The organism is Sphingomonas endolithica (genome assembly GCF_025231525.1).
GTDB classification, from domain to species: domain Bacteria; phylum Pseudomonadota; class Alphaproteobacteria; order Sphingomonadales; family Sphingomonadaceae; genus Sphingomonas; species Sphingomonas endolithica.
Window position 1 is genome coordinate 2,690,141 of the sequence record NZ_CP103057.1, and the last position, 26,520, is coordinate 2,716,660.

Annotated in this window: 23 protein-coding genes; 14 read left to right on the forward strand and 9 right to left on the reverse strand. The window is 67.3% G+C overall.

What is annotated here, in order from left to right:
- Positions 1-38: 38 nt before the first annotated feature.
- The 5 genes from NV382_RS12650 to NV382_RS12670 all read left to right on the forward strand — a co-directional run bounded on the left by NV382_RS12650 (position 39) and on the right by NV382_RS12670 (position 7,133).
- On the forward strand, positions 39-1,118 hold the full coding sequence (locus NV382_RS12650; protein WP_260597098.1) for a serine hydrolase: 1,080 nt from the start codon (positions 39-41) through the stop codon (positions 1,116-1,118).
- 27 nt (positions 1,119-1,145) lie between these two features.
- Positions 1,146-1,739 (forward strand): hypothetical protein, encoded by a 594-nt coding sequence (locus tag NV382_RS12655; RefSeq protein ID WP_260597099.1) that lies wholly within the window; start codon positions 1,146-1,148, stop codon positions 1,737-1,739.
- Positions 1,685-2,782 (forward strand): hypothetical protein, encoded by a 1,098-nt coding sequence (locus NV382_RS12660; RefSeq protein ID WP_260597100.1) that lies wholly within the window; start codon positions 1,685-1,687, stop codon positions 2,780-2,782. Before NV382_RS12655 ends, NV382_RS12660 begins: the two co-directional genes overlap by 55 nt.
- A gap of 50 nt (positions 2,783-2,832) precedes the next feature.
- On the forward strand, positions 2,833-5,601 hold the full coding sequence (polA, locus tag NV382_RS12665; RefSeq protein ID WP_260597101.1) for a DNA polymerase I: 2,769 nt from the start codon (positions 2,833-2,835) through the stop codon (positions 5,599-5,601).
- Positions 5,602-5,702: 101 nt separating this feature from the next.
- A complete protein-coding gene (locus tag NV382_RS12670) occupies positions 5,703-7,133 on the forward strand; it encodes a lipopolysaccharide biosynthesis protein (protein ID WP_260600405.1) in 1,431 nt (476 codons plus the stop codon).
- A gap of 124 nt (positions 7,134-7,257) precedes the next feature.
- On the opposite strand, the gene purH is transcribed toward NV382_RS12670, so the two are convergent.
- From purH to NV382_RS12690, 4 genes are read right to left on the reverse strand one after another with little or no spacing between them, the layout of a single operon-like run.
- Positions 7,258-8,829 carry a bifunctional phosphoribosylaminoimidazolecarboxamide formyltransferase/IMP cyclohydrolase gene (gene purH, locus NV382_RS12675; protein WP_260597102.1) on the reverse strand — a complete coding sequence of 524 codons (1,572 nt, stop codon included), beginning with the start codon at positions 8,827-8,829 and terminating at the stop codon, positions 7,258-7,260.
- Between the two features lie 15 nt (positions 8,830-8,844).
- Positions 8,845-10,566, reverse strand: a complete 1,722-nt coding sequence (locus NV382_RS12680; RefSeq protein WP_260597103.1) for a heparinase II/III family protein — start codon at positions 10,564-10,566, stop codon at positions 8,845-8,847.
- Positions 10,563-11,237 (reverse strand): ribulose-phosphate 3-epimerase, encoded by a 675-nt coding sequence (rpe, locus tag NV382_RS12685; protein ID WP_260597104.1) that lies wholly within the window; start codon positions 11,235-11,237, stop codon positions 10,563-10,565. Before rpe ends, NV382_RS12680 begins: the two co-directional genes overlap by 4 nt.
- A 38-nt stretch (positions 11,238-11,275) precedes the next feature.
- Positions 11,276-12,559, reverse strand: a complete 1,284-nt coding sequence (locus NV382_RS12690) for an RsmB/NOP family class I SAM-dependent RNA methyltransferase (protein ID WP_260600406.1) — start codon at positions 12,557-12,559, stop codon at positions 11,276-11,278.
- A gap of 130 nt (positions 12,560-12,689) precedes the next feature.
- Here NV382_RS12690 and NV382_RS12695 point away from each other — a divergent pair, with 130 nt between their 5' ends.
- Positions 12,690-12,863 carry a DUF1674 domain-containing protein gene (locus NV382_RS12695; protein ID WP_260597105.1) on the forward strand — a complete coding sequence of 58 codons (174 nt, stop codon included), beginning with the start codon at positions 12,690-12,692 and terminating at the stop codon, positions 12,861-12,863.
- Positions 12,864-13,015: 152 nt separating this feature from the next.
- Here the strand turns inward: NV382_RS12695 and NV382_RS12700 are convergent, their stop codons facing one another.
- The 4 genes from NV382_RS12700 to tsaD form a co-directional block, all read right to left on the reverse strand.
- The gene (locus tag NV382_RS12700; protein WP_260597106.1) at positions 13,016-13,168 is read right to left on the reverse strand and encodes a hypothetical protein; all 153 of its coding nucleotides are present in this window, start codon (positions 13,166-13,168) and stop codon (positions 13,016-13,018) included.
- A gap of 260 nt (positions 13,169-13,428) precedes the next feature.
- Positions 13,429-14,091: a glutathione S-transferase family protein gene (locus tag NV382_RS12705; protein ID WP_260597107.1), complete on the reverse strand. Its 663-nt coding sequence runs from the start codon at positions 14,089-14,091 to the stop codon at positions 13,429-13,431.
- A gap of 18 nt (positions 14,092-14,109) precedes the next feature.
- Positions 14,110-15,087: an NAD(P)H-dependent glycerol-3-phosphate dehydrogenase gene (locus tag NV382_RS12710; RefSeq protein WP_260597108.1), complete on the reverse strand. Its 978-nt coding sequence runs from the start codon at positions 15,085-15,087 to the stop codon at positions 14,110-14,112.
- Positions 15,084-16,115, reverse strand: coding sequence for a tRNA (adenosine(37)-N6)-threonylcarbamoyltransferase complex transferase subunit TsaD (tsaD, locus tag NV382_RS12715; RefSeq protein WP_260597109.1), 1,032 nt, complete (start codon positions 16,113-16,115; stop codon positions 15,084-15,086). Before tsaD ends, NV382_RS12710 begins: the two co-directional genes overlap by 4 nt.
- Before the next feature lie 63 nt (positions 16,116-16,178).
- Here tsaD and hemC point away from each other — a divergent pair, with 63 nt between their 5' ends.
- The 3 genes from hemC to NV382_RS12730 are packed head-to-tail and all read left to right on the forward strand — an operon-like array spanning position 16,179 to position 18,658.
- Entirely contained in the window at positions 16,179-17,096 is a 918-nt protein-coding gene (gene hemC / locus NV382_RS12720; RefSeq protein ID WP_260597110.1) for a hydroxymethylbilane synthase, read from the forward strand.
- A complete protein-coding gene (locus NV382_RS12725; RefSeq protein ID WP_260597111.1) occupies positions 17,093-17,752 on the forward strand; it encodes a uroporphyrinogen-III synthase in 660 nt (219 codons plus the stop codon). Before hemC ends, NV382_RS12725 begins: the two co-directional genes overlap by 4 nt.
- A 30-nt stretch (positions 17,753-17,782) precedes the next feature.
- Positions 17,783-18,658, forward strand: coding sequence for an MICOS complex subunit MIC60 (locus tag NV382_RS12730; RefSeq protein ID WP_260597112.1), 876 nt, complete (start codon positions 17,783-17,785; stop codon positions 18,656-18,658).
- Between the two features lie 198 nt (positions 18,659-18,856).
- On the opposite strand, the gene NV382_RS12735 is transcribed toward NV382_RS12730, so the two are convergent.
- On the reverse strand, positions 18,857-19,654 hold the full coding sequence (locus NV382_RS12735; RefSeq protein WP_260597113.1) for a DUF72 domain-containing protein: 798 nt from the start codon (positions 19,652-19,654) through the stop codon (positions 18,857-18,859).
- 90 nt (positions 19,655-19,744) lie between these two features.
- Here NV382_RS12735 and NV382_RS12740 point away from each other — a divergent pair, with 90 nt between their 5' ends.
- From NV382_RS12740 to NV382_RS12760, 5 genes are all read left to right on the forward strand, one after another.
- Complete coding sequence (locus NV382_RS12740; RefSeq protein ID WP_260597114.1) at positions 19,745-21,346, forward strand: putative bifunctional diguanylate cyclase/phosphodiesterase; 1,602 nt, start codon at positions 19,745-19,747, stop codon at positions 21,344-21,346.
- Positions 21,343-22,080: a LysM peptidoglycan-binding domain-containing protein gene (locus NV382_RS12745; protein ID WP_260597115.1), complete on the forward strand. Its 738-nt coding sequence runs from the start codon at positions 21,343-21,345 to the stop codon at positions 22,078-22,080. The genes NV382_RS12740 and NV382_RS12745 overlap by 4 nt, the downstream gene beginning before the upstream one ends.
- 79 nt (positions 22,081-22,159) lie before the next feature.
- On the forward strand, positions 22,160-23,815 hold the full coding sequence (locus NV382_RS12750) for a serine/threonine-protein kinase (protein WP_260597116.1): 1,656 nt from the start codon (positions 22,160-22,162) through the stop codon (positions 23,813-23,815).
- A 10-nt stretch (positions 23,816-23,825) separates the two neighbouring features.
- Positions 23,826-24,836 carry a type VI secretion system-associated FHA domain protein gene (locus tag NV382_RS12755; protein ID WP_260597117.1) on the forward strand — a complete coding sequence of 337 codons (1,011 nt, stop codon included), beginning with the start codon at positions 23,826-23,828 and terminating at the stop codon, positions 24,834-24,836.
- A gap of 26 nt (positions 24,837-24,862) precedes the next feature.
- Positions 24,863-25,636: a PP2C family protein-serine/threonine phosphatase gene (locus tag NV382_RS12760; protein WP_260597118.1), complete on the forward strand. Its 774-nt coding sequence runs from the start codon at positions 24,863-24,865 to the stop codon at positions 25,634-25,636.
- Positions 25,637-26,520 lie beyond the last annotated feature (884 nt).

A 26,520-nucleotide genomic window follows, 5' to 3' on the forward strand; every position in this document is an offset into this window, starting at 1 on the left:
GTGATCGCCGGCGGGGAGTATCGGCGTTGAAATCGATGATGACGGACGGCAGCAGGCGCGCGGTGGCGATCGTAGGTATCGCGCTCGGCGTCGGATCCTGCGGCGGCGGGCATGGCGGGCAGGAGCGCGTCGCTGCCTTGCCCAAGCCGCTGTACCAGCTCGTCATCCCCGTGCCGCCCAAGGCGCGCGCCGTCGAGGCGCCGCAGGCATTGGCGGCGAACATCGCGATGCTCGGCGCGAACTTCCGTGGCAAGGTCGGCATTGCGGTCAGGAGCGTCGACGAGGGTTGGGCGGTGCAGAGCCAGGGCAACATCCGGCTGCCGCAGCAGAGCGTGAGCAAATTGTGGGTTGCGATGACCGTGCTCGACCTGCGCGACCAGGGACGGCTGAAGCTCGACGACCCGATCACGGTGCGGACCGAGGACCTGACCTTGTTTCACCAGCCGGTCGCCGCGCTGATCAAGGGTGACGGCTATCACACGACGGTCGGCGACTTGCTGCAGCGCGCGCTGACGATGAGCGACAACACGTGCAACGATCGGCTGCTGCAATATGTCGGTGGCCCGGGTGCGGTGCGTGCCTTCATCCAGCGCAAGAATTTAGGCGATATCCGCTTCGGGCCAGGCGAGCGGGCGTTGCAGAGCGGCACGGCGGGGCTGACGTGGCGGCCCGAATACGCCTTTGGCGACGGCTTCAACCGCGCCCGCGCGGCGCTGCCCCGTGCCGATCGGCTGGCAGCATTCGACCGCTATGTCGGCGATCCGCCAGACGGCGCGGCGCCTGCCGCCATCGCCGCTGCACTCGCGATGTTGAAGAAGGGCGATCTGCTGTCGAGGAGCTCGACCGACTATCTGATCGGCACGATGCAATCGTCCAAGACCGGCAAGCAGCGCCTGCGCGGTGCGGTGCCGGCCGGCTGGAGCTTCGGGCACAAGACGGGCACGGGCCAGGATCTCGTCGGGCGTACCGCGGGGTATAACGATGTCGGCATCCTCACCGCGCCCGACGGCCGGAGCTACGCGCTGGCGGTAATGATCGGCGATACGCAGCGCCCGATCCCCGACCGGCAGGCATTGATGCAGGCGGTTGTCTCGGCGGTGGTGGTGAACCACCGCTAGACGCCGACTCGTCATAACAGCGCGGGCTTGCCAGGGCTCGCGGCGACGACCGAGGCCGCCTGGGGAAAGTTGCTCAATCGTGTGGCCGCGGCGATGTTCGTGCTGCTGCTGCTGTCATTACTCGTTGGGCTGCTGCTGCCGGTATATACCGACGAGGTTGCGTGGCGCTTCCAGATCTCGCGCTATCTGCAGGACGGGGTGGACCGTTCGCTCGGCGAGACGTGCGGTGCGAACACCTGGGCGGCGCCGGCCCTTTTCATGTTGCCGTTGCGCGTGTTCAGCTCGGCAGTCACTGCCTGGCTGTCGGATCCGCTCTGGGTGCGGATCGCCGGCGTAGTGACGGCCATCGTTACGGTAGCCGGCATGGTGGCGTTCGTGCGGCAACAGGATGTGCGCAGCGCCCGGCGCGCGACAACCGAAATTCTCGTGCTTGCCCTGCTGGGTACCGGCGTGCTGCCGTTCCTTCTTGTCTGGAGCCGGCCGGACCAGCCGGTGTTGCTGGCAATGCTGGGCAGCCTCTTGCTGGCTTTTGTCGGTGATGGGGGCGGCGCAGCGTGTGAACCGGCGTGGCGCATCGCGGCATCGTGGTACTCGCGACGATTGCGTTCAGCTATCATCTAAAAGGCGTTTTCTACCTGCCGGCCTTCATGCTCGCACTGGTCGCCAGCGGCCGCGGCTGTGATAAATATCGATTACGGGCCGGCGCCATGGCGGTCTTGCTGCTGCTGGCCTTTTTTGGCTACCGCTATTGGTCAGGCCGCTTTGACTGCCCCAACGATGCGATGGTGGCCGACAAGCTTGGGCACGAGAACGTGCTGGCCATGTTGAAAGGGGATGGCTGGGGTGCCGTCTTGGCGGCAGTGCCGATCATGATCGGCAACATGTCTCCAAGTGATTACCTGCACAATATCCTGCCTGCACATTCCTATATGTCGTCTTGGTTGCCGCCGGCACCGGACTCGGTCGCAGTGCTGAAACTATGGCGCGCCATCACGCTGTTCGCGTGGTACGTAGCCGCACAGATCGCCGCGGTGCTGATCTTCCTGTCGGGCCGCGATCGCTGGCCGCGGCGTTGGCCGCTTGTAGCGGCATTCGTGCTAGCCGGCTTGGCCACCGCTTGGGCGGCGCTGCAGAACAACAAGAATGCCTACGAAGCCACGGTCTACCTCCCGGTGCTGTTGCTGGCATTGGCATTTCTGTGGGCGGCGCCCCGAAGATACCGCTCGTGGCTCGCTGCCCCCGTGCTGCTCATCGCCTCCTTGTCCGCACTGAGCCAAGTGCTCCTCATCGGCAGCTACGCCGCGCCATTATGGGCAACGGTGCGCGGCGGCGGATATGTCGCCGGGCAGCCTTACTCGCTCAGCCCGTTTGCCTATCCGCGCGCGCGGATCCTGGCGGCAGGTGCCAAATGCGGTATCATTCAGCGTCCTGGGCTCAAGCGCGTATTGATTGATGATCTGACCTATTTCGCTTATGCGCAAAGCGCCATCCCGGTTCACCGATTGGGCATGCTGTCGGACTGGAACGGCTCGGCCGGCGATCCGATGGTGTGGATGCGGCGGCACGGCTCGCCCGGTGCGGTGCTCGCCTGTGCGTATATGCCGCCCAACATGCGCGCACGCGCGATCGCCAGCGGCGAGATTTGCTGCGTTTCGACGCGCTGAGGACACCGGATGGGTCGCGTTGGCAGAACGAGCCTGCTATCCACGCGCCCATGCCTCATCTCTATCTCGTCGACGGCTCGGGCTATATCTTCCGCGCCTATCACCGCCTGCCGCCGCTCACCAACAAGCATGGCGAGCCGGTCGGCGCGGTCTATGGCTATACGACGATGCTGTGGAAGCTGGTCGACGAGCTGCACGCCGCGGATGGCCCGACGCACATGGCGGTGATTCTCGACAAATCGAGCCAGACGTTCCGCAACGAGCTCTACGACCAATATAAGGCGCACCGCCCGCCGCCACCCGAAGATCTCGTTCCGCAATTCCCGATGATTCGCGATGCGACGCGAGCCTTCTCGCTGCCGTGCATCGAGACCGAAGGGCTGGAGGCGGACGACATCATCGCCTGTTATTCCAAGGCCGCGCTGGCGCAGGGCTGGTCGGTGACGATCGTGTCCAGCGACAAGGATCTGATGCAGCTGATCGAGCCGGGGCTCGATTTGTACGACACGATGAACAACCGGCGCCTGGGGCCGGAACATGTCGCGGAAAAATTCCACGGCATCGAACCCAAGCAACTGGGCGACGTGCTCGCCTTGATGGGCGACAGCGTCGACAACGTGCCGGGCGTGCCGGGCGTCGGGCCGAAGACCGCGGCCAAATTGATCCTGGAGCATGGCGACCTGACCGCCGTGCTGGCTGCTGCGCCGACGATGAAGCCGGGCAAATTGCGAGACAATCTGATCGAGCATGCCGACATGGCGCGGCTCAGCCGCGAGCTGGTCGAGTTGCGCTGCGACGTGGCCTTGCCGGAGCCGCTCGACGAGTTGGAGCTGAAGGGCATCCCGGATGCGCCGCTGCGGGCGTTTCTGGAGCATCACGGTTTCCGCACCCTGCTCAACAAATTGTCGGCGGTGGCCGACGCGCCGGTCGCCGAGCCGGCGCCCGGTTTGCCTGGCGTGGCGGAAGAGGAAGATCTGCCGTGCGATCATGATGGCTATGAGACGGTGGTCGATGAAGAAGCGCTCGACCGTTGGATCGCGGCCGCGCGGCACCAGGGCTGGGTGGCGATCGACACCGAGACGACCGGCGTCGATGCGACGCGAGCGCAACTGGTGGGGATCAGCCTGGCGCTCGCACCCAACAAGGCGTGTTACATCCCGCTGGCGCATGGCGGCACCGACATGTTCGCCGAAGTGCCGGTGCAGCTCGACCGCGCGGTGGCGCTGGAGAAATTGAAGGGCCTGTTCGAGGATCCCTCGGTGCTCAAGATCGGGCATAACCTGAAATACGACATGATCGTGCTCGCTGGGTGCGGGCTCGATGTCTTCCCGTTCGACGACACGATCGTGATGAGCTTCGATCTCGATGCCGGACTGCACGGCCACGGCATGGACGAGCTCGCCGCCACGCACCTGTCGCACAGCTGCATCGCGTTCAAGGACGTGGTCGGCGTGGGCAAGACGCAGCGCAGCTTCGCCGAGGTCGATCTTAAGGCCGCGACGCGTTACGCCGCGGAGGATGCCGATGTGACGCTGCGCCTGTGGCGGCGCTTCAAGCCGCGGCTGCCGGCGGAAAGCGCGACGCGCGTTTACGAGATGGTCGATCGCCCGCTGATCCCGGTGATCGCGCAGATGGAGCGGCACGGCATCAAGGTCGACGCCGCCAAATTGTCGCAACTCTCGACCGAATTCGCCCACCAGATGGGCGCGCTGGAGGTCGAGATCCACGCCGCGGCGGGTGGCGCCTTCACCATCGGATCGCCCAAGCAGCTCGGCGACGTGCTGTTCGAGCGGATGGGCATCAAGGGCGGGCGCAAGGGCAAGTCGGGCGTCTATTCGACCGACGTCACCGAGCTCGAGCGTATCGCTGCGGACAAGGATTCGCCGGGCAAGGACATTGCGCGGCAAGTGCTCGACTGGCGCCAGCTGTCGAAGCTGAAAAGCACCTATACCGATGCGTTGCAGGCGCAGATCAATCCGGCGACGGGGCGCGTGCACACCAGCTATTCGCTGACCGGCGCGCAGACCGGTCGCCTGTCCTCGACCGATCCCAATCTGCAGAACATCCCGATCCGCACCGAGATCGGCCGCCAGATCCGCGATGCGTTCGTCGCGGACCAAGGCAATGTGCTGCTCGCCGCCGATTACAGCCAGATCGAATTGCGGCTCGCAGCGCACATGGCCGACGTGCCCGCGCTGAAGCAGGCGTTCGCCAATGGCGACGACATCCACAGCCTCACCGCGCAGGAACTGTTCGGCGAGGTCAACCGCGACACACGCGGCCGCGCCAAGACGATCAACTTCGCGATCCTCTATGGCATCAGCCGTTGGGGTCTGGCCGGGCGGCTCGACGTGACGGCGGACGAAGCGCAGGCGATGATCGACCGCTATTTCGAACGCTTCCCGGGCATCCGCAACTATATCGCCGCGACCACCGAGACGGTGCGCGACACCGGCTTTACCACCACGTTGTTCGGGCGGAAGACGCACTTTCCGCGGATCAAGTCGAAGGTGCAGCACGAGCGGCAGGGCGCCGAGCGCGCGGCGATCAACGCGCCGATCCAGGGGACCAGCGCCGATATCATCAAGCGCGCGATGGTGCGGATGGGGCCGGCGCTGCTCGAAGCGGGGCTGCCCAATGTGCGCATGCTGCTGCAGGTGCACGACGAACTGGTGTTCGAACTGCCCGAGGGCGACGTCGAAGCGGCCAGGCCGGTGATCGAGCGCGTCATGGCCAACGCCGCAGCGCCGGCCGTGGTGCTGGATGTACCGTTGGGGATCGAGATCGGCACGGGACTTAGTTGGGGCGCGGCGCATTGAGCCAGACCGGGGGGGGAAAGACGGGGGCCCAGATCACCGACGGCAAGGATGAGTTGAACGCGCTGGCCAAGGGCGGGCGTACCAACATCATCGGTTTCCTCATGCGTCTAGTCGCGCGGCTGCCGTTCCTGTTCATTGCCGGGCGCATCTACGGCCCGGAGATGGTCGGGCGCTTTGCGCTGGCCGTGGTGGTGGTCGAACTGGCGGCGCTGGTGGCGACGCTCGGGCTCAAGCGCGGGCTGGCACAAGCCTTGTCGAAGGGCGATCGCCCGGCGGTGTGCGTGGTGTGGGACGCGATGGCCGTGGCGCTGATCGCGTCGCTGATCGCCAGCGCGGTGCTCGTCGCGCTGCCCGAGATCATGTACCCCAACAGCGAAATCCGCGGCATGGATCGCTGGCTGGCGCTGATCGTGTTCGCCACTGCCTGGTCGGACATCAGCCTGGCGGCGCTGGCCTATCGCCGCAACGTCAAGGCGACGGTCACGGCGCGGGCAGTGGTGGAGCCATGGACGATTTCGATCGCGGCCTGGGCTTTCTCCTTCTACTCGCTGCGCGACGGGCTGGTGCTGTCGTACATCGCCTCGATGGCGGCCGCTTTGGTCGCGTCGCTGATCCCGTTCCTGCGCAGCTATGGCCTGCCTTATGGCTGGCGACCACGGCCGAGCATCCTGATCGATCTTGCCGGGCGCAACGTGCCGCTGGCCGGTGCGGACGCGATCGAATGGGCGACGCGCAACGTCGATCGCTTCATTTTGGGCGTCATGTTCGAGCCGAAGATCGTCGGCATCTACTACATGGCGCAGCAGGTCGCCTCGATCCCGCAGAAGCTGAAGACGAGCTTTGACCCGATTCTCGGCCCGGTCGTCACGGCGGCACTGGCGCGGAACGACAAGGAAGCAGTCGCGCATCAGGTGCGCCAGGTGAGCTTCTGGATCATGGCGGCGCAAACGGGCCTCGCGCTGATGGGATCGATCCCGGGCGAAGCGGTGATGGGCGTAGTCGGGCCGCAATTCGTCGCCGGCACGGCCGCCCTGGGCTTCCTGCTCACCGCCGAGGCGGCGGCATCGACCGGCGCGGTATCGGAAGGCGCGCTGGTATATATTGCGCGGTTCGGCAATCTGCTGATCTCGGCCGCGATGCTGTGCTTCCAGATCGGGCTGAGCTTCGGGCTGATCTTTGCGATCCGCAGCGGCGGCTGGCCGGTCAATTACCAGGCGGCAGGGCCGGCGATCGCGCTGCTGCTGTCGGTCGGGCTGACCTCGGTGATCAAGTCGAACTTCCTGTCGCATTTGCTGAAGGCACGCGTCGCGGGATGGCGCTGGCCGATGCTGTGGGGCGCACTGGCGGCGATCGCAGTCGGGTCCATCTTCACGCTGTTGCCCAAGCGGCTCGAATGGCTGGAGGTGCTGCTAGGCATTCCGGCGATTGCCGGGGCCTATCTGTTCGTGATCTTCAAATGGGCGCTGACCACCGAGGACCGGGCGCTGTTCAAGTCGATGCCGAAGGAAGGCGCTGTTCCGGCGACCGCCTAGGTGGGCGATATCTCGCTGTTCCCCGGCGAAGGCCGGGGTCTAGTCGCGGAACGTCCTTTGGTTCGTGTTGCGGAAGGTACGACGACCTTCGCGCCTGGACCCCGGCCTTCGCCGGGGAACGCCATCAGTGACGGAAGTGGCGCATGCCGGTGAAGACCATGGCAAGGCCTGCCTCGTCCGCCGCGGCGATGACGTCGGCGTCGCGGATCGAGCCGCCTGGCTGGATCACTGCCGTGGCACCCGCCTCGACCGCGGCGAGCAGACCGTCGGCGAACGGGAAGAAGGCGTCCGACGCCACTGCCGAGCCGATCGTGCGCGGGGTTGCCCAGCCGGCCTTGTCGGCGGCGTCCTTGGCCTTCCACGCGGCGATGCGGGCGGATTCGAGCCGGTTCATCTGGCCCGCGCCGATGCCCGCGGTGCTGCCGCCCTTAGCATAGACGATCGCGTTGGACTTGACGTGTTTGGCCACCGTCCAGGCGAAGCGGCAATCCGCCAGTTCTTCCGCAGTTGGCTGGCGCCTGGTCACCACCTTGAGGTCGGCGTCGGTCAACATGCCATTGTCGCGCGTCTGCAGCAGCCAGCCGCCGGTGATCGACTTGGCCTGCAGCCCCGGTCGCGCGGCATCGGGCAGGTCGCCGGTCAGCAGCAGGCGCAGGTTCTTCTTGGCGGCGAAGATCTCCAGCGCCTCGTCATCGGCATCCGGCGCGATGACGACTTCGGTGAAGATGCCGGTGATCGCGCGCGCGGTCTGCGCATCGAGCGGGCGGTTCAGTGCGATGATCCCGCCGAATGCGGAGACGGTGTCGCAGGCAAAGGCGGCTTCATACGCAGCCGCCAGTGTGTCGGCGGTTGCCACCCCGCAAGGGTTGGCATGCTTGACGATGACCACGCTTGGATCCTTGTCGCGGAATTCGGCGATCAGCTCCAGCGCGGCATCGGCATCGTTGAGATTGTTGTAGCTCAGCTCCTTGCCCTGCACCTGGCTCGCCTGGCCGATGCCGCGCGTCGTCGCGCCGGCGGTGGTGTAGAAGGCCGCCTGCTGGTGCGGGTTCTCGCCATAACGCAGGCTCTCGCCGCGCTTGAGCACGATCGGCAGCGTAGCAGGGAAGGCCTCGCCCTGATCGTCCTGCGCGAACCATCCGGCGATCATCGAATCATAGGTTGCGGTGGCGGTATAGGCCTTGGCGGCAAGCCTCTTGCGATCGTCGAGCGTCGTGCTGCCGCCGGCGACCAAGGCATAATCCTGGGGGTCGGTGAGGATCGCGACGCTGGCATGGTTCTTCGCCGCCGAACGGATCATCGACGGGCCGCCGATATCGATATTCTCGATGATCTCGTCGCGCTCAGCGCCTTTGGCAACGGTGGCGGCGAACGGATACAGATTGACCACGACGAGGTCAATCGCGCCGATGCCGTGCGCGTCCATCGCCGCGACATGTTCGGGATTGTCGCGCACGGCGAGCAGCCCGCCATGCACCACCGGGTGCAGCGTCTTCACGCGGCCGTCCATCATCTCCGGGAAGCCGGTCAGGTCACTGATATCACGCACCTCTAGGCCGGCATCGCGGAGCGCTTTGGCCGTGCCGCCGGTCGAAACCAGTTCGACGCCCTGTCCGGCCAGGCCCGTGGCAAGCTCGACGATACCGGTCTTGTCGGACACCGACAGCAAGGCGCGGCGGATGGTGATAGCGGTCATGATCGTTTCCGTTGCTTAATTGGCAGTTTTCAACACCCAGCTGATGCTGGAGCCGCCGGCCGGCGTTTCGCCCGTGACGACGAGCTGATGGGTCGATTGCGGGCGGCCATCGGGGTCGATCCAGAGGCTATCCTCGACGGCGAGCGCGCCACCGCGGCAGCGGAACTGCCACAAGGCCCCGCCCGGCAGCCGCAGCAGCGCCGCCATGCCGTCGGCGGTTGGCGAGACCTGGACGCCGGCGCCCAGATGGAAGCGCACAGCGAAAGCGGTGCCGGCCTTGCTCCGCTTGCCCGATGGCAGCAGCATATCCTCGCCGCGCAGTTCGCGCCCGTCGCTGGTCAGCGTCAGTTGCCGGCGGTGGAGAAAGCCGTAGCGCCGCACATAGCCGTCATGGCTCGCCTCGATGCGGCTCGATGTCTCGGTTTCCTGGCGTGCCAGCTCGACCTCGGCGACACCGCGGCCGAGCGTACCATCGGCATGGATCGCGGTCGAATTGCTGTCCCCCACGGTAAGCGTCGAATGCGCCGCGGTGGTGCGCAGTCCTTCGGCCAGCGCCGCAGGCAGTTGCGCCACGGCAAAGCGCGCGCCGCCGCAATTGACCACCAGCCGCGCTGGTCCGTCCGATAGTTCGAACGCCAGTGTCGATGCGCATCCGCCTTCGACCAGCCGTGCGACCGGCGGCGGGGCGGCGTCCATCACCACCACCGTTCCGCCCGCGGCAAGACGCTGATAGCCCCAGTCGCGCGCCTGCCGCAGCGGCCGGGCGCGGACGCCCGTCGCCTCGATGACTTGCGCGAGCATTGCCGCGGGCACCGGGCCGCCGCCCTGCCAGCTCGACAGCGCCTTGTCGCCCAGGCACACGCCGAGCAATGCCGGCACCATCCGGGCGAGCGCATCCTGCACGGACGCCGGCGCCTGCAGCCGGCGCGACTCATAGGTCTCGCGCAACATGGTCAGCAGCATGATCACGTCGAGCAGGGCGGCCGGCGAGCGCGCAACGCCACCGCCATCGTCGAACACCGACACGGCCAGCGTCCGGGCAAGTGCGGCTTCCATGCCGGACCGACGCGCATCGCCGCCAGCGATGAGCAACCCGCCGACGGCGACACCGCACATCGCGGCAATGCGCGGCGCACCCGGCGGCATCTTTTCCGCGCTGCGATCGATATGCCGGGCGCCGCGCGCCAAGGTGTTGAGCACGCGGCTGCGATAGACGAGATCGGTCGAGGACAGCAGCAGCGGGGCATGCGCGGTCCAGAACAGGATCCGCCTGCCCCACAGATCGGCCCGCCAAGCCGGTTCGGAGACGGTGTCGGCGTGCTCGCGCAGCCAGCCGCGCATCAATGCCTCGGCGATCGGCGCCGCTTGCGCGCGGGTCGCCACGGTCGAGAGATCGCGCAGCCAGGCGAAGCTGTGCAGATGATCGGCAAAACGGCGCGACATCGTCGCCTTGCGATCGAACAAGCCGTCGAAGGCGCGCGTCTCACCGCGGAACGTCATCTCGCCGGCGAGCAGGGCATGGCCGCGCTTGACGTCGCCCATGATCGGATCGTCGGGCACGGCGATCAGCTTGAGCGGGTAGCGGCCCTTCAGCTTCAGGCCATGGATCGGCGTGCGCCAGGTAAGACGATGGAAGCGCTCGCTAAGGCGTTCTGCAAGCGACAGGCCAGCATCGCCGCCGACGCGGATCAGCCGTTTTCCCTCGTCGATCCCGTCGCCCTGGCGCTCGTCGGTCACCCGCCGCCCAGCCCGGCCCGAAGCCCCGCAATGTTGGCGGCATAGGCATCCGGCCCGCCGCGGAAGGTGGCGGTACCGGCGACCAGCGCATCCGCGCCCGCGGCGATCGCCAGCGGCGCGGTGCGGTGATCGATCCCGCCATCGACCTCGAGATCGACGTGCAGCCCGGCCTTGTCGATCATCTTGCGTACCGCCTCGACCTTGCGCAGCTGGCTCTCGATGAAGCTCTGCCCGCCAAAGCCCGGATTGACGCTCATCACCAGCACGAGATCGATCTCCTCGAGCAGATAATCGAGCGCCTTGGCCGGCGTCTGCGGCGTCAGGACCACGCCCGCGCGCTTGCCCAGGCCCCTTATGCGCTGGACGGTGCGATGCGTGTGCGGGCCGGCCTCGACATGGACGCTGATCGTGTCGGCGCCAGCCTCGGCAAAGGCCTCAAGGAAGGCATCGACCGGCGCGATCATCAGGTGGACGTCGAGCGGCTTGGCGGTGTGCGGGCGAATCGCCTTCACGACGGCCGGGCCGATCGTGATGTTGGGCACGAAATGGCCGTCCATGACATCGACATGGATCCAGTCGGCGCCGGCTGCGTCAACCGCGCGGACTTCCTCGCCCAATCGCGCGAAGTCGGCGGACAGGATCGAGGGAGCGATGCGGACGGAATGTGGCATGCGCGATCCTGTAGCATGGGCGCCCGCGCCCGCAAGGTTCAGCCGATATGTTTCAGGCGCACCATGAAGAAGCCGTCCATGCCGCCATGGTCGGCGAGCATGCCCGGAAGGGTGCGGAGATAGCCTGCTTCGTCGGGCACCATGCCTTCAGGCAGTTCCTCCGCCCGGACCGGATCGACTGCGAAACGATCGTTGACGGCAAGGAAGCGCTTGAGCTGTTGTTCGCCTTCCTGCGGTTCCAGCGAGCAGGTGGCGTAGACCAACGTCCCGCCGGGCTTAACCCAGGTCGCGGCGCGCGCGAGGATCCGTTCCTGCAGCGTCGCCATCTCCGCGATCAGCGACGGGCGGACGCGGTGAAGCACATCGGGGTGGCGGCGGAAGATGCCGGTGGCGCTGCACGGCGCGTCGATCAGCACTGCGTCGGCCAGCTCGGCCGGCTTCCACAACAGGGCGTCGGCCGTGACGATGTCGGCGGCGAGGCGGGTTCGCGCGAGATTGTCGGTGAGGCGCTCCAGCCGGGTCGGCGAATTGTCGAGCGCGGTGACCTGCCAGCCGGCGGCGGCGAGCTGCATCGTCTTGCCGCCCGGCGCCGCACAAACGTCGATCGCCGTTCCGGTACCACTACCGATCAGGCGTGCGGGCAAGGACGCGGCGATATCCTGCACCCACCAGGCTCCCTCGTCGAAGCCCGGCATCTCCGGCACATGGCCGCCGGGCAGGCGGACATGGCCCGGCATCAGCGAGACGCCGCCGAGCTGTTCGGCCCAATCGTCGGTGCGCGCGGGGTCGGCCAGCGTCAGATCGAGCGGCGGGGGAGCGGCGATGGCGTGCTCGGCCGCCTCGATCATGTCGTCGCCCCAGGCCGCATGCCAGCGGATCGCCACCGGATCGGGCAGCGTCGGCACGTCGGGCAAGGCATCGCCGCGACGCGACAGTGTGCCGAACACGCCGTGGACCAGCTTGCGCGGCCCGCCATCGACCAACGGCAGCACGGTGGAGATCGCCGCATGCGCGGGCGTGCCGAGCGCCAGCGTCTGGACGAGCGCGATGCGCAGCGCGGCGCGCGCCTTGGCATCGTCCGGCAAAGGCCGCGCCGTCGCCGAATCGATCAGCGCGTCGAGATCGGGCAGCCGGCGCAGCACCTCGGCGGCGATGGCACGGGCGAGCGCGCGATCGTCGGCGCGGTCGATGCCCGCGGTGGCCCGGTCGAGCACCGCTTCGAGCGGCAGGCCCTGGCGCAACACCGCATCGAGCAAGCGCAACGCGGCGCGACGGGCAGGGACGCCGGGGGCGTCGCCGGAGGAATGATGCTCTGAAACCATGGCGCAGCCATTGGGCATGCCCGGCGCGATGTAAAGTGCGGCGCGGCGGCGCGCAGTACGCGATCCGCCACTTGAAGCACGTGCGCCGAGCGCCGATGTGACGAACCACAGCCCCTGAGGAGCATCGATCATGGGCACCCGCCCGCCACATTTGAAGCCGCCGGCCTATCTGTCGAAGAACGTGCCCGTGCCGGCGCCCGATCCCAAGCCCGAGACCGACGCTCCTAAGCAGGCCGATCCTTTAGGGCTCAACCCGACGCGCTATGGCGACTGGGAGCGGAAGGGCATCGCGATCGATTTCTGACCACGGTTACTGCTGCCGCCCCGCTCGCGGGATGGCCTGAGTGATAGCCTTCGCATGTGCTCCTGCAAACGCACGAGCCAGATCTGCCGATGGCGCTCTTTCTGATCCACCCGGCGGAACATGGCTGCTACACAGATGTGCGACGCTGGCCTTCAGAAATCCGCATCCGACGATGCCTCGAACGCATCGAACACGCGCCAAGCGCCATCGGCCTCTCTGAAGCGGACGATGAAGTTGCGCCCGGCGCGCTGCCAGACGATCTCGCGTACGGGCGTTCGCGCCTTGCGCGCCGCGCCGCCGGGCAACTGGCTCGCGACCCCGCCGCTATAGGTACCAACGCCTTCGCCAGCGCGGAACCGATCCTCGCACTGGGGACGCCATAGGCGGCAAGCAGGTCCTCGGCGGTGCGGCCCATAAGTTCGGGATGCCGTTCCATTGGCGCATTGCGGTACTCATCATCGCCACAGCTTGTCGCGTCCCAAGGCGGAACCGGCTTAGTGGAAGGTGCCCTACTGTCAGGGCGAGTGCGCATCGGCGTGACTGCCTGCGGACGGGAAGATGAGGATCACGGTCGTGCGGTCGGCGAGTCGCCGCGCGTAAACACCGCCAGTTGATCGGCGAAGGCACGCTGGTAGGCGGGGCGCGACTCGCCGCGGGAGATATAAGCGGTGAGCGTCGGATAGTCGTTCAGCAATCCCGATCCGCTCAGCCGGCGCAACACCGCGATCATCAGCAGGTCACCGGCACTGAACACGCCGTCGAGCCAGTCGGCATCGCCGAGCCGCGCGGCTAGTTGGCCTATTCGGGTGCGTACGCGGTGGTCCAGGATGGACAGGCGCGCGTCGAACCAAGGCTGGTCGCGCTCGACGAGTGTGGCCGTGTCACGTTCGACGATCGGCTGCTCGACCGTGTTCAATGCGGCGAACATCCAGCCGATGGCGCGGGCGCGGGCATACGGTTCGTCGGGCAGCAATCCCGGATAATGCTCGGCGATGTGGAACACGATCGCGCCGGATTCGAACAGGACGAGATCGCCTTCCTCATAGGTTGGGATCTGACCAAATGGGTGCCGCGCGAGGTGCGCGTCGTGCTTCATCGCGGCGAACGACAGCAGGCGCATGTGGTAGCGCTGGCCCACTTCTTCCAACGCCCAGCGAACGGGCATGTCACGCGCGAGGCCTTGGCCGCGATCGGGGGAGCTTTCGAAGGCCGTGATGGTGATCGTCATCGTGGCTCCGCGATCAGGTCAGCCGTGTTCGCGGGTCAGGGGACGGGCGAGCAGCGTGCCGACGACCTCACGCACGTCGGCGCCTTCGAGCAAGGCGCAGACCGCTGCCGTGACGGGCATGTCGACCCCGGCGGCGGCGGCGGCCTCGCGCAGCACCGGGGCGGTGAATGCGCCCTCGGCGACGGTGCGGCGGTCGGCCATCAGTTCGGCGGCGGCGCGGCCCTGCCCCAGCCCGACGCCGAGCGAGAAATTGCGCGAGGCGGTGGACGAGCAGGTCAGCACGAGATCACCCAGGCCCGACAGGCCGGCGAGCGTCTCCGCACGCGCGCCGCGGGCCAGGCCGAAGCGCGTCATCTCGGCAAAGCCGCGCGCGATGAGCGCGGCGCGGGCGTTCTGGCCGAGGTCAGCGCCTTCCACCACGCCGCAGGCGATCGCGAGCACGTTCTTGACCGCGCCACCGATCTCCGCCCCGACGACGTCGCGGCTCGCATAGGTGCGGAACGCCGGGCCGGCGAGGCGCTCGGCCAGGCGCGCGCCCAGCGCCTCGTTCTCGCACGCGAGCGTGACGGCGGTAGGCTGCCCGGCGGCAACCTCGTGCGCGAAGGTCGGACCGGAAAGCACGGCGATCGGCGCCGCAGGATGCACCGCGCGGGCGATCTCGCCGACGAGCAACTGGGTGCCGGCCTCGATCCCCTTGGCGCACAAGACGAGCGGCGTCGTGCCGACCGCAAGCGCCGCGAGGACCGACCGAACGTGCTGCGCAGGCGCCACGACGAGCAGCGCATCGCAGCCGACGAGGTCAGCGAGATCACCTGTGGCCCGGATCGATTCGGGAAGGGGCACGGCGGAAAGGAAGACGGTGTTGACGTGCGTGTCGTTGATCGAGGCGACCACTTCGGGCTCGCGCGCCCACAGCAGCACCTCCTCCCCGCCACGTGCCGCGACCTGCGCAAGCGCGGTGCCCCAGGCGCCGCCGCCGATGACGCCGATCCTCATGCCTTCACTCCTGCGCCGCGAACCGCTTCTGCCACGGGATCGAGTGGCCAGCGGGGGCGGGCCGCGACGTCCAGCGGGTCGGTGAGACCGGCGGCGAAGCGTTCCGCGCCGGCCCAGGCGATCATCGCCGCATTATCAGTGCACAGCCACAACGGCGGCGCGACGAAGCGCAGGCCGTGTTGTGACGCCAAGCCTTCAAGCGCGCGCCGCACTGCCTGGTTCGCGGCGACGCCACCCGCCACGACCAAGGCGGTCGCGCCATCGGCACGCTCGATCGCCCGCGCGGTACGATCGAGCAGGCAATCGACCACGGCCTGCTGGAACGACGCGGAGATATCCTCGGCGCTCCATTGCCCCGTATCGGCGGCGCGCGAGACGGCGCTCTTCAGCCCGGCAAACGAGAAATGCGGTTCGGGTGAGCCCTTGAGCGGTCTTGGGAGCGGCACGGCGTACGGGTCGCCGGCAAGCGCGGCGCGTTCGACGGCGGGGCCGCCGGGGAATCCCAGTCCCAACAGCTTGGCGGTCTTGTCGAACGCTTCACCAGCGGCATCGTCGATCGTCGTGGCGAGGCGCACGTAATGGTCAACCCCCTTGACCAGCAGCAGCTGGCAATGCCCGCCCGAAACCAGCAGCAGCAGATAGGGGAAGGCGAGATCGGGATCGGTGAGGCGCGGGCTGAGCGCATGGCCTTCGAGATGGTTGACGGCGATCAGCGGCTTGCCCGCCGCGTGCGCCAACGCCTTGCCGGTGACCAGGCCGACCATCACGCCGCCGATCAACCCGGGGCCGGCGGTGGCGGCGATCGCATCGACCTCGCCCAGGGTGACGTCGGCATCACTCAGCGCCGTCTCGATCAGCGGCATCAGCGCCTCGACATGCGCGCGCGCGGCAATTTCGGGGACCACGCCGCCGAACGGGCGGTGCGCGGCTTCCTGGCCCGCCAGGCGGTGGCTGAGGATGCGGCGATCGCTGGTGACCAATGCCGCCGCGGTTTCGTCGCAGGAGGATTCGAGTCCGAGAATGAGCATGCCCCATCCTAGCCGGTCGCCCCGAGCTTGTCGAAGGGCGCGGCATCTTCTAGCGCCCATGCGATGCCTGCCCCTTTTCGTCTCGGCACTCGCGGATCGCCGCTCGCGCTCGTCCAGGCGGGCATGGTGCGCGATGCGCTGTACGCCGCGCATGGCTGGCGCGACGGTGCCGTGGAGATCGTGCCGATCCGCACCACCGGCGACCGGGTACAGGATCGCGCGCTGGCCGAAATTGGCGGCAAGGCGCTGTGGACCAAGGAACTGGACCGCGCATTGCTGGACGGCGAGATCGATTGCGCGGTGCATTCGATGAAGGATGTCGAGACGATCCGGCCGGAGCGCATTGCGATCGTCGCGATGCTGGCGCGGGCCGATGTGCGCGACCGGCTGATCGGTGCCGACAGTATCGCAGGGATCCGCCGGGACGGGGTGGTGGGGACGAGCTCGCCGCGGCGGGCGGCGCAACTCCGGCGCGCACGGCCCGACCTGACGCCGGTGCTGTTCCGCGGCAATGTCGACACCAGGCTGGCCAAGCTGGCCGCCGGCGCGGTGGATGCGACGTTGCTGGCCGCCGCCGGGCTCGATCGGCTTGGGCGGCATGACGTGGGCACGGCGATCCCGATCGATCTCATGCTGCCGGCGCCCGCGCAGGGTGCGGTAGGAATCGAGACCCGCGCGGACGACGCGCAGGCACGCGCGCTGGTGGGGGCGATCGACCATGAAGCAACGCGGGCGTGCGTGCTGGTGGAGCGCGCATTGCTGGCGGTGCTGCGCGCCGATTGCCACTCACCGGTTGCGGCACTCGCCACCATCGATGACGACGTCATGACCTTGCGCGCCGAGCTGCTGGCGGAGGATGGCAGCTTGTACGTCACGGGCGCGGCAAGCGCCGCGCTGGATGACGAGGGTCTGGCCAGGCGGGTGGCAGACGACCTACTCGACCGCGCGCCACCGGCAGTGCGCGCGCTGTTCGCCGCATGAGGCCGGTGGCGGTGCTGCGGCCGGAGCCGGGCAACGCCGCCACCGCCGCCCGCGCCGAGGCGCTGGGGCTGACCGTGATCCGCTTGCCGCTGTTCGTAGTGCGGGCGGTTGCGTGGCATTGCCCCGATCCGGCCGACCATGATGCGCTGATCCTGACCAGCGCCAATGCCGTACGGTTTGGCGGCACCGCGCTCGCAAGCTTGCGCGGCTTGCCGGCTCTAGCGGTCGGCGCCGCGACGGCGACCGCGGCACGTGACGCTGGGTTCGACGTGGTCGAGACGGGTGACCAGGACGCGGTGGCGTTGATCGCGCTGGCCCACGCCCGTGGCTTCTCCCACGCGCTCTATCTCGGCGGGCGCGATCGGATGGTGGCGCCGGGCGGACCGATCGCCGCGACGGTAACGGTCTATGCCAGCGATGCGCTACCCATTCCGGCAGAGGCGATCCAGCAGCTGCGGGGCGCAGTGCTGCTGCTGCATTCGGCGCGGGCCGCGCGGCGCCTCGTCGCCTTGGCAGACGAGCGACATCGTTATCGTATCGCTGCGCTGAGCGAAGCCGTGCGCGATGCCGCAGGCCCGGGGTGGGACGGCAGCACGGTCGCAGCAGCGCCGACGGATGCAGCGTTGCTTGCCGCTGCCCGGTCGCTCGCCGATTGACCGGCCGCACGCGGGCAGGGATAAGGCGCCATGACTGATTTCACGCCGACCCCGCTGGTGGCCCCGGCCCGGCCCCGATCCCGCGGAATTGCGATCATCGGCGCGCTCGCCTTCGTCGCCGGGTTGCTGGCGATGGCGGCAGTGTACCGCTATGGCGGCCAATGGTTGCCCGTACAGAGCATCACGCCGGCGACGATTGCCAAGGGGCAGGTGCCGCTCGTCGTGGTGCCGGCGACCAATGCCCCGGCGGGGCCGGCGCCGGTGATCGACCTGAACGCGCTATCGACGCGCGAGAATGTGCTGGCCGGGCAGCTCGCCGAGCTCGAACAGCGGACCGCCCGGATCGGCAGTGAGGCGCAGTCGGCTTCCGGCTATGCGACGCGCGCGGAAAGCATGATGGTGGCGTTCGCCGCCCGCCGCGCGCTCGATCGCGGCCTGGCACTCGGCTATATCGAGGATCAGCTGCGTAGTCGCTTTGGCGCGACGCAGCCGCGTGCGGTCGCCGCGATCCTGCAGGCGGCGCGCGAACCCGTCACCATTGCCGAGCTGCGCGCCGGACTGGACGGGATCGCGCCCGAGCTGGTGACCGGCGCGGCGAGCAATGGCTGGCTGCAGAGCCTCGAGCACGAACTGGTAAGCCTGATCGTCATCCACCGCGCCGACACCCCCTCCCCACTGCCCGTCGACCGGCTGGATCGGGCGCGGCAATTGCTGGAAGGTGGCAAGGTCGATGCGGCATTGGCCGAAGTAGCGCGCATGCCAGGTGCGGCGCAGGCGGTCCGCTGGACCGGCGCGGCGCGGCGTTATCTCGGTGCGCGCCGGGCGCTGGACACGATCGAGGCGGCGGCGATTACCGGGCAGGCCAATCCGCTCGATATTCCGGGGATCGACGCGCCGGCGGCGTAGACGGCGGTTGGAAGGTATTCCTCGGCAGGGGCCGGGGCTTAGACCATGATGACTTCACATTAACCCGAACGGATGGGTTCCAACCGATCCGAACTCATTAAGCTCTAGTCGCAATGCCCTGACCGAAAACGCTGCGCTTCGTCATCACGACCTTACCTACTGGGCCCCGGCCTTCGCCGGGGAACAGCACCGGTGCGGTCAGGCGAGCCGTTCGATCAGCGCCATCGCCCCCGCCGGCGCACGCACCTTGGCACCGTTGATGAAGAAGATGAACGTGTCGCGCGCCTGCTTTTTCGGCGCGGCGGCGTCGACATAGGGCAAGCCCTCAGGCGCACCGCCCTTGGCCCAAAGCTGCGCGGCTGTCGTCCAGTGATCGAGCTGTGTGTCGGTGTAGCCGGTCGTGACTTCCTCCACGGCGCTTTCCAATCGCGCGTAGACGAAGTCGCCGGTCACGTCGGCGATCGCGGGATAGTCCACCGAATCGGCATAGACGAGTGCCACCCCGGCCGCTCTGCACAGGGCGATGAACTCGGGCACGGCGAAGCTTTCGTGGCGGACATGAATCGCGTGGCGCAGCGCGATGCCATCCTGCTCGGCCGGCAGCAATTTCAGGAACGCGCCGAAATCCTCGGCATCGAACTTCTTGGTGGCCATGAACTGCCACAGGATCGGCCCGAGCTTATCGCCCAGTCCGACGATACCCTGACCGAGGAAGCGTTCGATCGACTCGCCGGCCTCTGCCAGCACCTTGCGGTTGGTGGTGTAGCGCGAAGCCTTCAATGCGAAGACGAAGCCGTCGGGCGCGGTCTTGGCCCAGGTGGCGAATGTCGCCGGCTTCTGCGTGCTGTAATAGGTGCCGTTGACCTCGATCGCGGTCATCGCGCGCGAGGCGTATTCGAGCTCCTTCTTGTGCGCGAGTCCTTCCGGGAAGAACACGCCACGCCAAGGTTCGTAGGTCCAGCCGCCGATGCCGACGCGAATCGGATGTTTGCTCATGGTGACGATGGTAGCAAGAAGATGTCCGCAAAGCATGGCGATGTGGCCGCCTTTACGAAGCCGTATTCTTTTCTGCCTACGCCATGACGCGTGGGTTCAGTCGTCTCCTCTGCGAATCGCGCGCCTGCGCTGCTCTCCGCCGCCACGGTGGCGGCGGTCGCGGCCAGTTCGTGGGCCAGCGCGGTCGGGGCCGGCTTGACCTTCGCGGTGATCGCGAGCGGGTTGCTGGCGTGGAACTGGCGGCTGCATCGGCGCATCGGTCGCGCACTGCGCCAGATGGAGGCCGCGACTCACACCGCCCATCTGCCGACGCACTCGCTGGAACATGGCATCGCCGAGCTCGGAGAGCGGCTGGCCAGCGTCGATCATCGCCTGTCGAGCGCGCATCCGGTGAGTGGCTTGCCGATGCGCGAAGCGCTGCTCGCGCGGATCAACGCCGATCAGAGCGGTATGCTGGGCGTGATCGAATTCGCCGATTTCGACCGGCTGACCGCGTTCGACCCTGCTCGCGGCGAGCGCGTGTTCGCGGCGATGGTCGCGCGGTTGCGCAAGATGGTGCCCCCGACCCGTTTCCTGGCGCAGGTCGATCGCGGCTATGTCGGCATCTGGATCGGCCAGCAGGCCGATGCGGGCGCAGCGCGCGCCGAGCTCGACGCGATATCCTATGCGCTGGGCGATGCGATCCTGGACGAGGAACGCGAGATCGTGCCGCAGGTCCATCTGCGGCTCGCCATGTTCGACGGCAAAGAGGGGCTGACCGCCGCCGCCTTCGTCTCGCGCACGCTGGCATCGTTCGCGCTGACGCAGGGCATGCAGGGCAACGAGGATGCCAAGGTGGACCTCGCCGAGCGCGCCCGCGACCGCTACGGGCTCGAACAGGATCTGCATCAGGCGGTCGCGCGCCGCGAACTCACGCTGGACTTCCAGCCGCTGATCGATGCCGCGCAGGGGCGCGTCTGCGGTGCCGAGGCGCTGCTGCGCTGGCACCATCCCGAACGCGGCCTCGTGCCGCCGACGCGCTTCATCCCGGTGATGGAATCAATGGGGCTGGCGAGCGAGATCGGATCCTGGGTGCTGAACGCCGCCGCGCGCGAGGCCGCCGGGTGGCGAGCGAGCGGGCTGGACGACCTGCAGATCGCGGTCAATGTCTCGGGCCTGCAGCTGGAGCGTGACGACCTGCCGATCCTGGTCGAGCGCACGTTGCAGCGCCATGATCTGACGCCCTCCGCCCTCGAGATCGAGCTGACCGAGAGCGTGGCGACCAGCGATGCCGATCATTGCCGCCGCATCTTCCAGCAACTGCGCAGCGCGGGCGTGAAGCTCGCCGTGGACGATTTCGGCACCGGCTATTCGGGGTTCAGTACGCTTCGCACGCTGGCATTCGACAAGATCAAGATCGACCGTGAATTCGTGACCGCGGTCGATACACGCAGTGACAGCCAGGCGATCTGCCAGAGCATCATCGCGCTGGCCCATGGGCTGGGCATCGCCGTGCTTGCCGAGGGTGTCGAGCGGCAGGCGGAATATGCCTGGTTGCGCAACCATGGCTGCCACTTGTTCCAAGGCTATTATTTCAGCCGTCCGCTGGATGCCGCGCGGTTCGTCGCCTTCGTGCACGATACCGCCGGGCTCAGCAGGCTGCTGTCCCCCGGCTTCGGCCCGGATACGATCATCGAAAGGTTGAGTGCATGAATTTCCCCCGGCTGAGGCTTGGCATCGCCGCTGCCTGCGCGCTTGGGCTGGCGGCGTGCTCGGGCGGCCCGTCCCGGCCCAAGCCCCCCCCTCCCCCACCCGGCGCGGCAAGCGCGCTGGAGACAGAAGCCGCCTTCACGCTGCTCAACGCCGGCGACGAAGCCGGCGCGCGCAAGCGGCTGACGGCATTGCTCAAGCGCGATCCGATGAACCCGTCGGCACGGCTGCTGAACGAGTCGATCGACCGCGACCCGCGCGACCTGCTCGGCCCTGACAGCTATGCTTATGTGGTTCGCGCAGGCGACACGATCGTCGGACTGGCCGAGCGCCTGCTGGGCAACCGGCTGAAGGCCTACCAACTCGGTCGCTACAATGGGTTGAAGGCGCCGGTGGTCCTGATCCCAGGCCAGTTGCTGCGGATTCCCGGGAAGGCGCCCCGCGCCGCGCCGGTGCGCCGCCCTGAGCCTCGGCCAACGCCCCCTGCCCCGAATGTACGGCCCAGGCCCGCCCCGGCCAGACCTGCTCCAACGACCGCGCCGGCAGCGCCGGTCGCCAATCCCGCAGCGGCGCGCCAGGCCCGGACCGCGGGACTTGCCGCGCTCAATCAGGGCAATGTCGTGCGGGCAGTCGGCTTGCTGCGGCGCGCAGCCGCGCTCGACCCGGGCAATCCGCTGATCGGGCGCGATCTCGCCCGCGCGGAGCGTATCGCGGCGACCGTGCGGGCGCGACAATGACGCTGCATGCCTCTCGACAGCGATTGGTTAAAGGCTTGCTGCTATCCTTGCCGGCCGACCAACCACGAGACGCCGATTCATGACCATGCTGGGCCGCTATCACATCGACGAGTGCCTAGGCGAAGGCGCGATGGCGGAAGTGTATCGCGCGCACGATCCCGAAATCGATCGGCCGGTGGCAATCAAGGTGCTGAAGCCCGATTATGCACGCGACAAGGAGATCGGCGCGCGCTTCCTGCGCGAGGCGCGCGCGGCGGGCGCGCTCAGCCATGCCAATATCGCGACGATCTTCGATGTCGGCGAGACGCAGGGCATCGCCTATATCGCGATGGAGCTGGTCAACGGCCAGCCACTCGACCGCGTGCTGCAGCAGCAGGGGCGCATGCCGTATGAGCGCGTGCTGGCGATCGGACGGCAGCTCGCCAGCGCGCTGGCTTATGCCCACCGCGCAGGGGTCGTGCACCGCGACATCAAGCCCTCCAACATCCTGCTGTCGGCCGATGGCCAGACCGCCAAGCTACTCGACTTCGGTGTCGCGCGCATCGGCGATGTCGATCAATTGGGTCGCACGCAGGTGGGGCAGCTGATCGGCACGCCGCGCTACATGAGCCCCGAACAGGCATTGGGCCTGCCGGTCGATCACCGCGCCGATCTCTTCTCGCTCGGGGTCGTGCTGTACGAGATGGTGACCGGCAAGGTCGCCTTTCCCGGCACCGCGCTGGCGACGCTCGCGATCCAGATCGCACAGGAGAAAGTCGAGCCGATCGACCGCTGCACCGCGGATTGTCCGCCAGGCCTGCGCTTCATCATCGACAAATTGCTTTCCAAGAAACCCGAGCAACGCTTTGCCGTTGGCGAGGCGCTGGAACGTGCGCTGGCGCGTGAGATCGTTGCGCATGACGACAAGCCCGGCGCCAAGCGCGGGCTGGCGCTGCGCTTCAAGCTGCCGCTGACACTGGCGATCGTAACGGCGGCTGCGCTGTTCGCCTGCACCACGACGACGCTTGCGCGTGAGCAGCGGACGCTGGAACAGATGGCGATCACCTCGGGCGGATCGATCGCCTCGTTCGTCACCAACAATGCCGCGGTGGTGGCCGCCGAGAATGCCGGGCTCGGCGCCAACGAACAGGACTGGTCGTCGTTACAGGCATTCGCCACCACCGCGGCGCGCGATCCGGCGGTCCGCGACCTGATCGTTGCCGATACGAGCGGCGTCATCCGGGCTGCCGGCGATCCGCGGCTGGTCGGCCGGCGCTATCGCCCGACGATCGGCGAGGCGGTGATGCCGGGTGGCGGCAGCTCGACAGTCAGCGCAGCGGCCGATGCTGGCAAGGGCGCTGGGATCCGTTTTGTGCACCCGATCCTCTATGCTGGCGCGCGGTTCGGCACGGTTGATCTGGTGACGCGCCGCACTGCACTCGACGCGGCGATCGACGGTGCACGTGCCTCGCTGATGCTGTTGTCGCTGGTGGTGATGCTGGCGGTGCTGCTGGTCGGATATCTGAGCGGCGCCATGGTCGCCCGGCCGCTCGCGCGCCTGCGCAAGGCGCTGGACGAGGCGGCGGGATCGGCATTCGCCCTGCGTATATCGCATCGCCGCGGCGACGAATTCGGCGCGGCATTCGATGCCTTCAACCGTGCCGCGGCGGCGATCGAACCGCGGCTGGCGGGTGACGATGTCGGCGAGCAAGCGGTGCTCGCCACGCGCATCACGCCCGTGAAGCGCGCCGCGTAGGACCTGAACGATGTACATGCTTCAACTCTTCGATGCCACAGACGCACTTCAGCCGATCGATGCGCGGTTGATGCGCGACGGGGTGATGCGGATCGGACGCGATAGCGCGGCGGACTGGTCGATCGCCGACCCGGACTGCGAATTGTCGCGCGCGCATTGCGAGTTGGCAGTGATCGGCAACGGCCTGCAATTGCGCGCACTCGGCACCAACGGCGTGTATGACGATGCCACCGGGCGCCGCTTCCCGGACTCGACCGATGTCGCCGTGCCGATCCCGTCGACGATCCGCTTCGGCCGCTTCCGGCTGAAGGCCAGCCACGCGCCGCATGCCGAGGAGATTAGCGATGCCGCGCGCACGCTGGTGCTGACGCCGCCGCTCGGATCGTCGCTGGCGGTGCCCGACGACTGGAGCGATCGCAGCGACACGCCGGCGCGTGCCGCTGGCGGATCGCTGCTGGAGGCATTTTGCGAGGGCGCCGGGCTGGATGCGTCGATGTTGTCGAGCGAGGATCCGGCGGTGATCATGCACCGCGCGGGTGCGGTCTACCGGCAGATGGTACTCGGCATCGGCGACCTGATGACGGAACGCGAACGCGCCCGCGGGCATTACAAATTGTCGCGGACGACGATCGGCGGCGCGGGCAACAATCCGTTCAAATGGGCACCGACACAGCGCCTGGCGATCGATCTGCTGCTCGCGGGCTCCGGCAACTTCCTATCCGGCCCGGCGGCGCTGCAGGCATCGTTCCGCGACATCAAGCGCCACCTCATCGCCACTTTCGCCGGGCTGCAAGGCAGCCTGCGCGCGGCGGTCGCATCGTTCGATCCTGCAGCGGTGCAGGCGGCGGCGGAAGCTCGCGGCGGGCTGTTGAAGAGCCGCACCGGGCTGCAGGTCGAGGAGGTTGCGCAGCGGCATGCCGATCTTGCCGCGCAACTGGATCATTCGGGCGCTGGCGCAGGCGGGTCGCTCGATCAGGCGTTCGTCGCCGCCTATGACAGTGCCGAATCGCAATCGACGTGAGGTTATGGCGATGGCCGAAGCCCAGCATGGCGAGCGATGCAGCGGCGATGGTCGCATCGGTGGCACGCTCGCACGTCGGCCGGGTGCGCGCGGTGAACGAGGATCGCGTCTTCGACTGTCCCGAGCGCTGCTTGTGGGCGGTGGCGGACGGCATGGGCGGGCACCATGGCGGCGACGTGGCGGCGCAGATGGTGATCGAGGCGTTTCGCCAACCGTGTGAAGATCGGCCAGGCGCGGCGCCGGCGATGCTCGAGGCGATCGGTGCCGCCAACCGGACGATCGTAAGGCGTAATCGTGCGGAGGGCACCGATGCCGGATCGACCGTCGTCGCAGCACACCTCGCCGGCAGGATCGCAACGATCGCCTGGGTGGGCGACAGCCGCGCCTATCTGATCCGCGGGCGCACCGTATCGCTGCTGACGCACGATCATAGCCTGGTGCAGGACCTGATCGATGCCGGGTTATTGACGCCGGCGGCAGCCATGCATCACCCGCAGGCCAACGTCGTCACCCGCGCGTTGGGCATTGCCGACTCGGTGGACATTGCCGTGCGGCGGGTGTCCGTCCTTGACGGTGACCGATTGCTTTTATGTTCGGACGGCTTGTCGCGATCGCTGGACGACGGCAACCTCAGCTGCGGCCAACCCTTGCCGGCGTTCGCCGACACATTGATCGCCGGTGCACTCGAGCGCGATGGTCGCGACAACATCAGCCTGGTCACGATCGAGATTGCGGCCAGCCCTGCTGCGCTTCGCGCCGCGAGACCACCCCTAGGGCAGCAGAGAGCTTGGTGGCCATAGCGCACGCTTACGCGCTTCCGATCATAAGCTGCGCCGAGTTGGCCGGCAATACATCGGTCATCCGGTGCTTCCACGCATGGACTGTGTTACGAATTGCACGGCGAGGACGGTCAGCTCAGCAGCATCCAACCACCGCAGACCGCCCAAATACAACTTGAGTTGGGTTGTGCGCAGATCCAAGGCTGTAAGCCGATACATTTGTCCGCCCACTGGCAGTCTTCTGAGAGGCAACGCCGCAACCTCTTGCGCAATCATGAGGACGGCAAAGTCGCGGAGGCAGGATTACCAGAAGCTTAAAGCGATATGCTAAGTCAGGTCATAATGGCATACTCGCAATGAAAGTAGGGGCGACCTGCTTTGCCTTCGCGGAGCGTAGGCCAAGATCTGGCTATTAGGGTGACAGCGAGCGAGGTTGCGGCTGAACGTCCGCATTTCAGGGCCATAAGAAAAAGCTTGCTCATTCGGAACGTCAGCGCCCCCGAACTCTCGCAAAAACAACAGGCTACTAAAAGCGTCTCGGCTGTAGCGCCATCAGGTGCGCACGGGCAGTTGCAATCTAATCCGATAGTACATGGCCGTGCGCGGCAATTCGTCTTTTAACGCCATTAAAGCCGGTTAACGCACCAAATTGAAACAGGAGCAATAAATTTCCGGATCAGGCATGTCTTTTTGGTGAACGGCAGGTTAATGGCAGGTCAACACGCGGCTTCGGATAATTGGTTAACTTTGCGTGCTTGCTAGTCAGTCATACAATGCAGTAAAATAGGGTTTTAGCAGACATCACGTCCTACATCATCAATGCCAATTGGGAACCTAGCTAAGCGGGGTAGTGCTAGTATAAAGATATTGCATTGTCGATGTATAATAGATCTTGCAGCTTTCCT

What these genes read in the sequence shown, in the direction of transcription:
- NV382_RS12650 (WP_260597098.1), top strand. Translation starts at nt 39, where the DNA reads ATGACGGACGGCAGCAGGCGCGCGGTGGCGATCGTAGGTATCGCGCTC.
- polA (WP_260597101.1), top strand. Translation starts at nt 2,833, where the DNA reads ATGCCTCATCTCTATCTCGTCGACGGCTCGGGCTATATCTTCCGCGCC.
- NV382_RS12670 (WP_260600405.1), top strand. Translation starts at nt 5,703, where the DNA reads ATGCGTCTAGTCGCGCGGCTGCCGTTCCTGTTCATTGCCGGGCGCATC.
- purH (WP_260597102.1), bottom strand. Translation starts at nt 8,829, where the DNA reads ATGACCGCTATCACCATCCGCCGCGCCTTGCTGTCGGTGTCCGACAAG.
- rpe (WP_260597104.1), bottom strand. Translation starts at nt 11,237, where the DNA reads ATGCCACATTCCGTCCGCATCGCTCCCTCGATCCTGTCCGCCGACTTC.
- NV382_RS12690 (WP_260600406.1), bottom strand. Translation starts at nt 12,559, where the DNA reads ATGGTTTCAGAGCATCATTCCTCCGGCGACGCCCCCGGCGTCCCTGCC.
- NV382_RS12695 (WP_260597105.1), top strand. Translation starts at nt 12,690, where the DNA reads ATGGGCACCCGCCCGCCACATTTGAAGCCGCCGGCCTATCTGTCGAAG.
- NV382_RS12705 (WP_260597107.1), bottom strand. Translation starts at nt 14,091, where the DNA reads ATGACGATCACCATCACGGCCTTCGAAAGCTCCCCCGATCGCGGCCAA.
- NV382_RS12710 (WP_260597108.1), bottom strand. Translation starts at nt 15,087, where the DNA reads ATGAGGATCGGCGTCATCGGCGGCGGCGCCTGGGGCACCGCGCTTGCG.
- tsaD (WP_260597109.1), bottom strand. Translation starts at nt 16,115, where the DNA reads ATGCTCATTCTCGGACTCGAATCCTCCTGCGACGAAACCGCGGCGGCA.
- hemC (WP_260597110.1), top strand. Translation starts at nt 16,179, where the DNA reads ATGCCTGCCCCTTTTCGTCTCGGCACTCGCGGATCGCCGCTCGCGCTC.
- NV382_RS12725 (WP_260597111.1), top strand. Translation starts at nt 17,093, where the DNA reads ATGAGGCCGGTGGCGGTGCTGCGGCCGGAGCCGGGCAACGCCGCCACC.
- NV382_RS12730 (WP_260597112.1), top strand. Translation starts at nt 17,783, where the DNA reads ATGACTGATTTCACGCCGACCCCGCTGGTGGCCCCGGCCCGGCCCCGA.
- NV382_RS12735 (WP_260597113.1), bottom strand. Translation starts at nt 19,654, where the DNA reads ATGAGCAAACATCCGATTCGCGTCGGCATCGGCGGCTGGACCTACGAA.
- NV382_RS12745 (WP_260597115.1), top strand. Translation starts at nt 21,343, where the DNA reads ATGAATTTCCCCCGGCTGAGGCTTGGCATCGCCGCTGCCTGCGCGCTT.
- NV382_RS12750 (WP_260597116.1), top strand. Translation starts at nt 22,160, where the DNA reads ATGACCATGCTGGGCCGCTATCACATCGACGAGTGCCTAGGCGAAGGC.
- NV382_RS12755 (WP_260597117.1), top strand. Translation starts at nt 23,826, where the DNA reads ATGTACATGCTTCAACTCTTCGATGCCACAGACGCACTTCAGCCGATC.
- NV382_RS12760 (WP_260597118.1), top strand. Translation starts at nt 24,863, where the DNA reads ATGGCGAGCGATGCAGCGGCGATGGTCGCATCGGTGGCACGCTCGCAC.